Raw genomic sequence first — 12,313 nt, 5'->3', positions numbered from 1 at the left:
AAATAAAACCATACAAAAATGAAAACCGCATTAAATCTAGCCACCCTATTCTTCCTCACCTTCTTTTTGCAAAGTTGCAATCTGCTTTCAGCCGCGGGCGTTAGCAGTCAAGGCCAGCCTACAAAGGAAGTGAAAAACGAACTTACCTCGACCACCGCAAATTCGGCCGTGAATATAGATCATTCGCAATGGGATAAATTGCTGAAAAAATATGTGGACGACGAAGGAATGGTAAATTTCAAAGGCTTTAAAAAGGACGAGGCCAAGCTGGATGAATATCTGCAAGTGCTTTCGGAAAAAAACCCGACTGATGATTGGAGCGTGCAGGAATTGCTAGCGTATTATATCAATCTTTACAACGCAGCCACCGTAAAATTGATCGTGGAAAACTACCCCGTAAAAAGTATAAAAGATATTGATGGTGCCTGGACCAAAGGCCGTGTGGCAGTAGGCGATAAAATGCTATCCCTCGGCGGAATTGAAAACGGAATCCTTCGGAAAATGAACGAGCCACGTATCCATTTCGCTATCAATTGTGCTTCCATTTCATGTCCAAAACTTTTGGATGAGGCTTACACCGCTTCAAAAATCAACGAACAATTAGATCGCGCCACCAGAGAATTCATCAATAGCGATAAAAACGAAATTTCAGCCAGCAATCCAAAGGCTTCCTCTATTTTCGACTGGTATGCCAAGGATTATAAGGTTAATGGAAAACAGGATGTCATCGGGTTTATCAACAAATATTCAAATACGAAGATAAATCCCGGAGCGACTTTGAGCTACAAGAATTATAACTGGGAATTGAACGAACAATAATTAAGTGGCCAGTTTTCAGTGGCAGTAAACGGTATTTTTAGGCATAAATCAATTGCGAGTCTAATCATAACATTATATTTGAAACGGTTCGATTTACTTTGGAACTGAAACCTGAAACCAAATAATGCTTTCCATCATCATCCCGGTTTTAAACGAGGCCGAAACCATTACGGAATTACTGAATTTTCTTTCGAAAAATCTTTCGGGGGAAAATGATATTGAATTGATTTTGGTTGATGGCGGCAGTAGCGATGGCACCCAAGACATCATCCTTGCTTTTAAACCTAACAGGTTTTTAAAACCTGTTAGGTTTATAGAATTTGACAAAGGTCGCGCCAGGCAAATGAACAAAGGCGCGCAAGCAGCTTCGGGCGAAATACTTTACTTTCTGCACGTCGATTCCTTTCCGCCAAAAAATTTTGACAGATACATTCTTTCCGAAGTAAAAAAAGGAAATCCCGCAGGCTGTTTCCGAATGAAATTTGACAGCGACCATTGGTGGCTAAAGCTGGCCGGATGGCTTACGCAATTCCGTTGGAGAGCTTGTCGCGGTGGCGACCAAAGCCAATTTATAACCAAAGAACTTTTTGAGGAAATTGGCGGTTTCGACGAAACCTACACGATTTACGAAGACAATATTTTAATCAACGAACTTTACAAACGGAAAAAGTTTGTGGTAATCCAAAAATGCATCACTACCTCTGCTCGTCTTTACAGACAAAAAGGCGTTTGGAATCTTCAATACCACTTTTGGGCAATTTATGTGAAACGCTGGTTTGGCGCAGATGCCGATGAATTATACCAATATTATTTGAAGCATATCAAGCAAGCGAATGCCACGGAAATTTCAGAAGAAAAATTCTCCAATCAAGTTGCTGAAAATTAAACAGATTTAAAATCTTTCGATTTTCAAAGTGGTTTCTTTCCAAAATTTTTAGGATATTGTAAAGAAAAACTAACAAAAACATAGCTATGAACATTTTTGAAGCAATTAGAAAAGACCACGACAAACAACGCGAACTCTGCCGTTTGGTAACCTCCACTTCGGGCGATTCAAAAGGCAGAAAGGAAATGTGGGAAAAACTGAAGCACGAATTAAAAATACACGCAGACACCGAGGAACGCACGTTCTATTCGCCATTGATCCATAACGATATGATGCAGGAACACGCCCGCCACGGGATAGCCGAACATCACGAAATGGACGAACTAATGGAAAAAGTAGACGAAACCGATATGGATTCTCCCGCCTGGCTTGTGTACGCAAAACAACTATGTGAAAAGGTAGAGCACCATTTGGACGATGAGGAGCACAGCTTTTTTCAATTGGCAGGAAAGGTTTTTACCGAAACCCAAAAAACGTCCATCGCGAAGGATTATTTGGAAGAAATGAAAAAGAACAGATAGCCTAAATTGTTACTCTTTTTGGGTTGAATAATATTTTGAAACCACTCGTAGGGCTGGTTTGTTTTGTGGCGTAAACTGATTGTCATCGGGGCCTCCCACTTTTTCGTTCAAAACAAACCATTTCCACAGAAAACCACCCGCAAACCAATCCTCTTCCCAAACCGATTTGTAGAGTCCTTCCAGCAAATTTGCCTGTGCCTCTAAATTCACGGAGGTCATTTCCCTATCGCTTTTCCAAGGTTCTTTCCCGCTGAAATTGACACTTCGGTAGCCGTATTCCGCAAAGAGGATTTTTTTGTTTTCCTTTTCAGAAAAATCTTTCAATTCTTTTTTCCATCGCTCCCAACCTGCTATTGCCTCTTCCACTGTTGGAGTTTCGCTCTCCGAAACTGGGAAATAAGCATCCACGCCAATATAATCCAGCGCATCCCAAAACGGTACGCGCCTGTATTCGTCCCAATTGGCGGCATAGGTCAATTTCCCGTTGTAAACCTTTTTTACTTCCGCAATCAATTCGCGCCAATAATCGGGACGGTGCTCTATAAATTTTTCCAATTCGGTACCGATACAGAAAATTTCAATACTTTTTGCCTCGGCAATTTTCGCAAAATCGAGGATAAAATTTTTATAGGTTTCCTCAAGTTGGCGCCAATCTGCCTCCGAAGCCATTTCAACATAGCCTGTATATTCGCCATTCCAAACCCAAATTTGGGGTTTCATCATTACCTCTATTTCGTTATTGTGAAGCAATTCAACATATTGTGTTACCCCTAGGCGCGCTTCGCCAAACCATTGGCGTTCTTGGTCGTAGATTATTTCGGGGTGACATAAACTTCTTATAAAACCGAACGGCATTACGGTAACATAATTGGCATTGACTTCCTTTAAAGAAGCAACATTTTTGTGCGAAAGTGAATCGGGAGCTGCCACAAGGCTCACACCGTTTATTTTGGAAACGGTCGAATTTTGGATTAGTTTTTCTTCGGAAGAATTCTTCTTTTGGGCGCACCCAGTTATTATGGCGAAAAGAAGAATACCGTACACTAAGCGATGAAGCAATATCATTTTGAAATATTAAAAGTTGAATTTAAGGCTTTATTTGAGAAATTAGGGAAATATTAATACCTGTTTTGAAACTGCCCCAATTGTAATTGCGTAAATTTATAAACGACTGAAGAAACCAATCACCAAAAGTATGGAGCACATCGTCATTATAGGCAACGGAATTGCAGGTATTACGGCCGCTCGACACATTCGTAAACTTTCCAATAAAAAAATAACCATTATTTCCGCTGAAGCCGATCATTTTTTTTCCCGCACTGCCTTGATGTACGTTTATATGGGCCATATGCGCTGGCGCGATATTGAGCCGTATGAACATTGGTTTTGGGAAAAAAATAGATTGGAACTTAAAAAAGCCTATGTTGAAACGGTCGATACCAACAACAAAACGCTTCATTTTAAAGGCGGCGGCACCTTAACGTATGACAAACTGATTATTGCCTCAGGCTCGGTGACAAATACCTTTGGTTGGGAAGGTTTGGATCTGAATGGCGTACAGGGTTTGGTTACGAAACAGGATTTGGAAAAACTTGAAAAAAATGCGCCAAACAATAAAGAATGTCCCCGGGCGGTAATCGTCGGCGGTGGTTTGATAGGCGTTGAAATGGCCGAAATGCTCCGCACCCGCGATATTGAAGTTACGATGCTCGTGCGCGAAGATGGGTTTTGGAGCAACGTCCTTCCAAAACAGGATGCCGAAATGATTTCGCGGCATATCGTTTCGCACGGGGTGGATCTTCGGCATAATTCAGAACTCGATAAAATTTTGGACGATGGTAGCGGCAACGTTCGTGCCGTACTAACCAAGGATGGAGAGGAAATTCCCTGTAGCGTGGTTGGAATTACCACGGGTGTAAAGCCACAGATTTCCTTTCTTCAACATTCAAAAATTGAAACCGACAAAGGTATTTTGGTAAACCGAAAACTGGAAACAAACATTGAAGACGTATATGCCATTGGCGATTGTGCCCAACAGCGCGAGCCCATCGGCAACCGCCCACCCGTAGAGGCAGTGTGGTATACCGGCCGAATGATGGGTGAAGCCTTGGCGCAGACTATTTGCGGAAAACCTTTTGAGTACAATCCCGGAAACTGGTTTAACAGCGCTAAGTTTTTTGATATTGAATACCAAACCTACGGCTGGGTTTTTTCACAAAGCAAACGAAAGGATTACGAAATACAATTCCACTGGAAATGTGCGAGCGACCTTCGCTGCGTAACGATTTCATATAATAAAAATTCAAATGAATTTCTGGGGATAAACACCTTCGGAATACGGATGAAACACGAGGTTTTTGACAAATGGCTAAATGAAAAGCGAAGCGTGGATTACGTTATCCAAAATTTAAAGGAAGCCAATTTCGACCCGGAATTTTATAGAAAATATGAAAAAGAGATTTTGAAGGAATATGAGATTTTTACCAATATAGTAACGTCTTAAAACCTCACAGGTCTCAAAGACCTGTGAGGTTTAATTTCCATTTACCCATGCAGTACGAACCATTAAAGTCTGAACAATACTATCATATTTTCAACCGTGGAAACAACCGGGAAGATATTTTTTTGGAGGAAAAAAATTATTATTATTTCTTAAATCTAATGAAAAAGTATGTCGTTCCCATTGCAGATGTTTTGGCCTATTGCTTACTTAAAAATCATTTTCATTTATTTATCAGAACGAAACAAGTTGATGATGAGTCTCTTATTTCAAAGAAATTTTCAGACTTCTTCAATGCCTATGCGAAAGCAATAAACAAACAATACAATAGAAGCGGAAGTTTATTCAAGGATAGATTTTCCAGAAAAATCATTAAAGATGAAAATCAAATGAGAAATTTGATAATCTATATCCATACAAATCCAACCCATCACGGATTTGAAGTAGATTTTGCAAAGTATAAATATTCGTCCTACAATTCTTTTCTTTCAGATCGAGAAACACTATTGGATAGGGAGTTTGTTTTAAATCAATTTGGAGATAAAGAAAACTATAAATATGTCCACCAAACGAAAAATTTTGAAATAGATGAAAGTTTTAGTTTGGAGTAAGACCTCACAGGTCTTGAAGACCTGTGAGGTCTGGTCCCGCAATCACTAATTCTTTAAAAAACGACAAACATGAGTACGGTCCAAAGAAATATGTCGCTTACGGGCGAACCGCCAAAAACGATAAACACCCAGCAAAAACTTGCATCGGCCATCGGGTTGATAGGTTTAGCGGTGCTTTTTTTGGCGTTATTCAATATAAATTTTCCCAATAAAACCCTTTGGCTTACCGCCTCATTAATCGCCATTGGCGGCGGTACGGTTTGGTTTTCAATTGCTGCCTACCGCAACAAACACGAAGGGATTAAAAACGACGGCGTATATTTTAAGTCGCTTACTTCCAAAGGATTTTGGGCATGGGTTTTGGGCATTACCCTTACTTTATTTTACGTGGTGCTCTATTGGTTTCCGCAGTATTTGGGCTTGGTACAGGATGGCGACAACAAAGGCTTGGTAGCGCTTTTTGACCCTTTGAGCCAGTTGCTGAATGGCGGCCCCGCGAGTCAATGGTTTGTTTACGGAACGCTTTATACGCTGGCTATTTTGGCTTTTGGAATTAAATTCATCTTAAAATACCGCCACAACAAATACGAAAAACTGCGAACCTATTCCGTGATGTTTTTCCAGTTGGGGTTTGCGTTTCTGATTCCGGAATTGATGCAACGGCTGAACAGTGAATCCTTTTCCCTGCCCTATTACGACCTTAAAAACATCTGGCCGCTCAATTACTACAATTTTGAGCAATACCGGGTAGATCAGTTTATTTCCGCCGGAGATATTGGCTTGGCGTTATTGATTTTTGGCATCCTCTCCATTTTTATAATCACGCCAATTTTAACCTATAAATATGGCAAACGTTGGTACTGTAGTTGGGTGTGCGGTTGCGGGGGATTGGCAGAAACCGCCGGCGATCCGTTTCGGCATTTGAGCGACAAACGGCAAATAGCCTGGAAGGTGGAACGCTGGGTAATCCACAGCGTGCTGGTGTTTGTGGTTTTGATGACCACGGCGGTGGTGCACAGTTATTTGGACGATGACAGTTCAAAATATTGGTTGACGAAAGACGTATTCCTAATTTCCGTGGCAGTAATCTTAACCGCCGTTTTTGCGGGAACCTTTATTTTTAAAAGGGAGGAATTGCAAAAAGACGCCCGTTACGGGGCAATCGGTTATTTCGTGATTATTATTTGGTTGATCGGGTTTCACTATTTTTCAGGAAAAACCCTGTTTCTATTTGAAGCCGAAACCCTTCGCCAAAGCTATGGCTTTTTAATAGGCGCCGTTTTTAGCGGGGTGATTGGCGTAGGATTTTACCCAATCTTCGGAAGCCGTGTTTGGTGCCGGTTCGGTTGCCCGATGGCTGCCATTTTGGGTTTTCAGCAACGGCTTTTTTCGCGTTTCAGAATTACTACCAACGGTGGGCAATGCATTAGTTGTGGCAATTGTTCCACCTATTGCGAAATGGGAATTGATGTACGCACCTATGCTCAAAAGGGCGAAAATATTGTGCGTTCCAGCTGTGTGGGCTGCGGAATCTGCTCGGCAGTTTGTCCGCGCGGGGTTTTGAAACTTGAAAACGGGCCACTGGAAAAACGAATTGATTCCAACGAAATTCTTTTGGGAAATGATGTGGATTTGATGAAATATGTGAATAATTGATTGGTTTTCAGTCGCAGTTTCAGAGGTCAGTGAAAAAATTGTTCTTTTTTCTGTTGAAAAAGTTCACCCAAAGCGAACAAATTAAGGCCAGCAACGTGAAAACCAAGGTCAAAATTTCCACGAGTTGTGCATCCGGCCGCCAGCCCGAAAGGTTTTCCACCAAAAAGGTTATATAACTATTCGGAAGGTTGGTTTTTCCCAATTTGCGCAGGATGTCGTAATGCCAATCGGTGAGGAAGCAGTAGCCAAAACCTTTCCAAATGCCAAGCACGAGCCACGAAAAAAGGGTAACCGCCAAAGTGAAAAGATGTAATTTTCGGGTCTTCAGAAAAATCCAACCAAAAAGATTAAAAACAATAAGCACCGTATGAAAAACGATAAAAACCCAATTGCCCAGATGGAGCCAGAAATTTTCCAAGGTTAAGTATGAATTTTGAATTTGCAATTAGCTACAATTTAAAGTTTATTTTTCTGAAATTCGCATTCGAAAAATAATGCAAAGACCTCACAGGTCTCCAAGACCTGTGAGGTCTCATTTTTACCTTCCAAATGGAACAAAACATTAAAGTAATAATTCCCGCCTATAACGAAGAAGCCTCGATAGGGAAAGTGATTGCCGAAATTCCAAACATCGTTTCAGAAATAATTGTGGTCAATAATAATTCTACGGACAATACTTCGGAAATTGCTAAAAATGCAGGCGCAACAGTACTCTTTCAACCCAAAGCTGGCTATGGCAATGCTTGTTTGAAAGGGATGGAATACATTTCAGAAGAAGACATAAAACCTGAAATCATAGTTTTTCTCGATGGCGATTACAGCGATTACCCTTCGGAATTGACAAAAATAGTTGCCCCCATTTTAGAGGATGACATAGATTTTGTGGTGGGCGCACGCGTAAAAGCATTGCGGGAAGCTGGTTCGATGACTTTTCCGCAGCGCTTCGGAAACGCATTGGCAACCAGGCTGATGAAACTTTTTTTCAACTCAAAATTTACGGATCTTGGGCCTTTTCGCGCCATTAAATACGATAAATTGCTCGCCCTAAATATGGAGGACAAAACCTACGGCTGGACCGTGGAAATGCAGCTAAAAGTGTTAAAAAAGAAATTTACCTACGTGGAAGTACCCGTAAAATACAAAAACCGCATTGGCACCTCAAAAGTTTCGGGTACCGTAAAAGGTGCTATCTTTGCGGGCGTAAAAATCCTAAGCTGGATCTTTAAATACAGTTTCAAAAAATGATTCTTGAATCAATAATCATTGCCGTTTATTCCGTTGCCCTGCTCCTCATTTTTATGTACGCTTTGGCGCAACTCAATTTGCTGTTCAATTATCTAAGTGCCCGAAAACACCACAAAAACGCACCGACTTTCGATTTTTCAAAAGAAGAAGAAATTCCCTACGTAACCATCCAATTGCCAGTTTATAACGAATTGTATGTTATGCAACGCCTGTTGGACAATATTTCAGAAATTGATTATCCGAAGAAGAAACTGGAAATACAAGTGCTGGACGACAGCACCGACGAGTCTTTTGAAGAGACCGCAATTCATATAAAAGAACTCCGAAAAACGGGTTTGGACATTCAGCACGTAACCCGGAAAAACCGTGAAGGTTTTAAGGCCGGCGCGCTAAAGGAAGGTTTAAAGACCGCTAAAGGCGATTATATCGCAATTTTTGATGCAGATTTTCTTCCGAAGAAAAACTGGTTGAAAAATACCATCCCTTATTTTAAAGACCCCGAAATAGGCGTCGTACAGACCCGTTGGGGGCACTTAAATCGCGATTATTCGATACTCACCCGCGTGCAGGCTTTTGCACTCGACGCGCATTTCACTTTGGAACAAGTGGGCCGAAACAGCAAGGGACATTTTATAAATTTCAACGGCACGGCGGGCGTTTGGCGCAAAGAATGCATCCTCGATGCCGGCAATTGGGAGGGCGACACGCTTACCGAAGACCTCGACCTCAGCTATCGCGCACAACTTAAAAACTGGAAATTTAAATATTTGGAAGAAGTAGAAACGCCGGCGGAGCTTCCTGTGGTTATTAGTGCTGCGCGTTCGCAACAATTCCGATGGAACAAAGGCGGCGCGGAAAACTTTCAGAAAATGGCTTGGCGCGTTTTTAAAAGTAGGGATATTTCCCTTAAAACCAAGATGCACAGTTTTCTGCATTTGCTGAACAGCACTATGTTTTTGAACATTTTGATAGTGGCAATCTTGAGCATCCCGATGCTTTACATCAAAAACGAATACGAGCATTTGAAGCTCTATTTCTACGTTATGAGCTTTTTCGTGATAAGCACGCTTATCTTTTTTATCTGCTATTGGTTTACCTACAAAAGTATTTATGGCGGCGGATTCAAACATTTTCTGAAATACACGGCAATGTTTTTTACCTTCTTTTCAATAGCAATGGGATTTTCGCTTCACAACTCAATTGCGGTTTTGGAAGGCCATTTTGGGAAGAAAAGCGAATTTATCCGTACGCCCAAATTTAACATTGGAGCGCTGAAAAATGGTTGGAAAGGCAATAAATACCTCACCAAAAACATATCGCCAAACGTGATTATAGAAGGAGTTTTGATGCTCTATTTTGCCTTTGGAATGTACAGCGCCTTCGTTGTGGGCGACCAAGGTGGCGATTTCGGGCTATTCCCATTCCATTTGATGCTTTTTTTGGGGTTTGGGTTTGTGTTTTTTAAATCATTGACTTCCAAAGCATAAATACTTTGTGAAACTTTGAGAATCTTTGTGCAACTTTGTGCAATAGTTTTACCACAGAGAACCACAGAGTAGGCAAAGAGGACCACAGTGTTTGTCCACTCAGCAATCAAAAATCAGCAATCGTAAATTGTAAATCAAAAATGGTAAATCGTAAATCGTAAATCAAAATGTATCCACCGCCGCACCACCAAAGCCACGATATTGAAAAAATGATTTCGGTACTAAAACATTTTCCGTTGGGAATGCTGGTTACTGCGAAGGATGGAAAACCGTTTGTAACGCACATACCTTTTATTTACAATGAAACTTCCAAAAAACTGGTCGCACACCTAGACCGAAGCAATCCGCAAATGGGAACTTTAAAAGATGGCGCAGAAGTTACCGTCGTGTTTAAAGGTCCCGATACTTATATTTCGCCAAGCATTTACACTACGCCCCAATTGCCAACTTGGAATTATATTATAGTGCACGTCACAGGAAAACTTCAACTTATAAATGAGCCAGAAGCGATAAAGCAAACCATGGTGGATATGACTAAATTTCTGGAAGGCAAAGAACGAAATTTCATTCTAAAACAAGACGATCCGAGAATGGAGCGTTTGATAGATTACATTCAAGCATTTGAAATTGAAATCACTAATTGGGAAGGGAAATTTAAGCTTTCGCAGGATAAAAATTCGCAGGATTTTGAGAATGCGAAGGAGGAATTAAAGCGAAATTCCCAGAAGGACGTTTCAATATTTATTGAAGAAATTTACAAGAAAATGACATAAGGCTTTAGGACAAAGGACGTAAGACGAAATTCCTGTTAACAGAGTCTTAAGTCCTATGTCTTATAGCGCAGCGGTCTTACTTCTTTTCAACATATCCCTTTACCTCCTCAAAATTCAACCCACCATAATTCCCACTGCTCATCAATAGCAGACAGGTATTGTCATAATCCTGCGAAAAAAGATAGGTTTTAAAATCTGCTGGATTTGTAAAAACTACCAAATCATCTCGCTCAAATGCCTCCTCAATTTGTTCGCCTTTTATTTCTTCCAACTGTTTAATCATCACTGCGTGTGGCGAATAAAAAACCACAGCACTATCGGCAGCGTCCAATGTGCCTTTGTATTCTTTTAAAAATTCCGGATTTAAGCTGCTGTAGGTGTGCAGTTCCAAACACGCGATAAGCTTTCTGTCGGGGTATTGGTTTTTTACGGCCTGGGTAGTTGCTTTTACTTTACTGGGCGAATGTGCGTAATCTTTATACGCCACCGCGGTCTTGGTTTCGGCAATTTTTTCAAGTCGTTTGCTGGCGCCTTTAAACGTTGCAATGGCTTCGTAAAAATCTTCGGCATCCACGCCCATCAATTGGCAAATCCAGCGGGCGCCCTCAAGATTGTTTAAATTGTGTTTTCCGAAGATTTCAACAGGCATTGGGCCTTCGGGAGTTTCCAAAAGCGTGGTTCCGTTTTCCAAGGAATATTCGGGAGTTTGGTACGGATATTTTTTTATGGGATATGTCGCTGCTTCCACAACGCGTTTTACCTCGGCGTCTTCTTCATTGTAAATTATTGCGCCACCGTTGGTTATTTCCTTCAGAAAAATTTCAAACTGTTCCACATAGTTTTCATAGGTTGGAAAAACGTTGATGTGGTCCCAAGCAATGCCGCTCAGCAAGGCAATATTCGGTTTGTAAAGGTGAAATTTTGGGCGACGGTCTATGGGCGAGGAAAGATATTCATCGCCTTCAATGACCATAAAATCATTGTCGTCGGTAATTTTCACCATCGTATCAAACCCTTCCAATTGGGCTCCCACCATATAATCCACATCCTTTCCGTGATAGTTCATTACGTGCAGAATCATGGAGGTGATTGTGGTTTTCCCGTGCGAACCGCCAATGACCACGCGGGTTTTGGTTTTGGACTGTTCGTAAAGAAATTCGGGATAACTGTAGATTTTTAATCCGAGTTCCTTCGCCCTTAAAAGTTCGGGGTTGTCTGCTTTGGCGTGCATTCCGAGGATAACGGCATCAATTTCCGAAGTCAGTTTTTCGGGAAACCAGCCTTCTTTTTCGGGCAACAAGCCTTTGTTTTTCAACCTACTTTTTGAAGGCTCAAAAACCTCATCGTCGCTTCCGGTTACCGTATCTCCTTTTTGATATAATGCCAATGCAAGATTGTGCATCGCGCTGCCGCCAATGGCTATGAAGTGAATTTTCATTGAATAGTTTCTGGTTTCTGGTTTCAAGTTTCAAGTTTCAAGTTGCAGGTTGCAGGTTGCAGGTTGCAGGTTGCAAACTTGTAGAGTACTAAATAAGGTTGACCTTTTTTGAAGTTGGTTATTTAATTTAAAGTTACTAATTCTTTTTTCATTTTTATTTCCTTTTCAAATTGTACGGGAGTTTTATGGTTGATTGAACTATGGGGTTTTTCATGGTTGTACATATATACTGCTTTATTTAAACTTCTTACTAATCCTTCAAAACCTATGGGGTTATATCCTTTCAGATAGTTGTTCTTTATAGTGCCATTGATCCGCTCCGCATGGGGATTCTCATAGACGTTCACACACATACTGTTCCTTAATCGCCCCTCTGT

The 12,313-nt window shown here is 41.1% G+C and carries 13 protein-coding genes; 9 read left to right on the top strand and 4 right to left on the bottom strand.

Annotated features, from left to right (window positions below; genetic code table 11):
- Positions 1-18 precede the first annotated feature (18 nt).
- The 3 genes from MB09_RS11210 to MB09_RS11200 all read left to right on the top strand — a co-directional run bounded on the left by MB09_RS11210 (position 19) and on the right by MB09_RS11200 (position 2,226).
- Positions 19-819 (top strand): DUF547 domain-containing protein, encoded by an 801-nt coding sequence (locus MB09_RS11210; RefSeq protein ID WP_045081014.1) that lies wholly within the window; start codon positions 19-21, stop codon positions 817-819.
- Between the two features lie 124 nt (positions 820-943).
- Entirely contained in the window at positions 944-1,705 is a 762-nt protein-coding gene (locus tag MB09_RS11205; RefSeq protein WP_045081013.1) for a TIGR04283 family arsenosugar biosynthesis glycosyltransferase, read from the top strand.
- Positions 1,706-1,791: 86 nt separating this feature from the next.
- Positions 1,792-2,226, top strand: coding sequence for a hemerythrin domain-containing protein (locus MB09_RS11200; protein WP_045081012.1), 435 nt, complete (start codon positions 1,792-1,794; stop codon positions 2,224-2,226).
- A gap of 9 nt (positions 2,227-2,235) precedes the next feature.
- Here the strand turns inward: MB09_RS11200 and MB09_RS11195 are convergent, their stop codons facing one another.
- Positions 2,236-3,291 (bottom strand): glycoside hydrolase family 113, encoded by a 1,056-nt coding sequence (locus MB09_RS11195; protein ID WP_084709097.1) that lies wholly within the window; start codon positions 3,289-3,291, stop codon positions 2,236-2,238.
- A 130-nt stretch (positions 3,292-3,421) separates the two neighbouring features.
- Here MB09_RS11195 and MB09_RS11190 point away from each other — a divergent pair, with 130 nt between their 5' ends.
- The 3 genes from MB09_RS11190 (at position 3,422) to MB09_RS11180 (ending at position 6,993) form a co-directional block, all read left to right on the top strand.
- Positions 3,422-4,729: an NAD(P)/FAD-dependent oxidoreductase gene (locus MB09_RS11190; RefSeq protein ID WP_045081011.1), complete on the top strand. Its 1,308-nt coding sequence runs from the start codon at positions 3,422-3,424 to the stop codon at positions 4,727-4,729.
- Positions 4,730-4,887: 158 nt separating this feature from the next.
- Entirely contained in the window at positions 4,888-5,337 is a 450-nt protein-coding gene (locus MB09_RS11185; RefSeq protein WP_407637646.1) for a transposase, read from the top strand.
- Positions 5,338-5,406: 69 nt separating this feature from the next.
- Entirely contained in the window at positions 5,407-6,993 is a 1,587-nt protein-coding gene (locus MB09_RS11180; protein ID WP_045081009.1) for a 4Fe-4S binding protein, read from the top strand.
- A gap of 19 nt (positions 6,994-7,012) precedes the next feature.
- Here the strand turns inward: MB09_RS11180 and MB09_RS11175 are convergent, their stop codons facing one another.
- On the bottom strand, positions 7,013-7,411 hold the full coding sequence (locus tag MB09_RS11175; protein WP_045081112.1) for a DUF2784 family protein: 399 nt from the start codon (positions 7,409-7,411) through the stop codon (positions 7,013-7,015).
- A gap of 131 nt (positions 7,412-7,542) precedes the next feature.
- Between MB09_RS11175 and MB09_RS11170 the strand changes: the two genes are divergently transcribed.
- The 3 genes from MB09_RS11170 (at position 7,543) to MB09_RS11160 (ending at position 10,498) form a co-directional block, all read left to right on the top strand.
- The gene (locus MB09_RS11170; protein WP_045081008.1) at positions 7,543-8,238 is read left to right on the top strand and encodes a glycosyltransferase family 2 protein; all 696 of its coding nucleotides are present in this window, start codon (positions 7,543-7,545) and stop codon (positions 8,236-8,238) included.
- Positions 8,235-9,725 carry a cellulose synthase family protein gene (locus tag MB09_RS11165; protein WP_045081007.1) on the top strand — a complete coding sequence of 497 codons (1,491 nt, stop codon included), beginning with the start codon at positions 8,235-8,237 and terminating at the stop codon, positions 9,723-9,725. The genes MB09_RS11170 and MB09_RS11165 overlap by 4 nt, the downstream gene beginning before the upstream one ends.
- 167 nt (positions 9,726-9,892) lie before the next feature.
- On the top strand, positions 9,893-10,498 hold the full coding sequence (locus MB09_RS11160; protein ID WP_045081006.1) for an FMN-binding negative transcriptional regulator: 606 nt from the start codon (positions 9,893-9,895) through the stop codon (positions 10,496-10,498).
- Positions 10,499-10,574: 76 nt separating this feature from the next.
- On the opposite strand, the gene MB09_RS11155 is transcribed toward MB09_RS11160, so the two are convergent.
- Both MB09_RS11155 and MB09_RS11150 read right to left on the bottom strand, forming a co-directional pair.
- Positions 10,575-11,936 (bottom strand): UDP-N-acetylmuramate--L-alanine ligase, encoded by a 1,362-nt coding sequence (locus tag MB09_RS11155; RefSeq protein WP_045081005.1) that lies wholly within the window; start codon positions 11,934-11,936, stop codon positions 10,575-10,577.
- 122 nt (positions 11,937-12,058) lie between these two features.
- Positions 12,059-12,313: integrase core domain-containing protein (locus MB09_RS11150; RefSeq protein WP_165586702.1), on the bottom strand; the 255-nt coding region annotated here is incomplete at its 5' end.

The sequence above is a fragment of the Aequorivita vladivostokensis genome, from assembly GCF_000952855.1.
Lineage (GTDB): Bacteria > Bacteroidota > Bacteroidia > Flavobacteriales > Flavobacteriaceae > Aequorivita > Aequorivita vladivostokensis.
The sequence above is the reverse complement of the archived record's forward strand: the minus strand, read 5'-3'. Positions and strand labels throughout refer to the sequence as shown.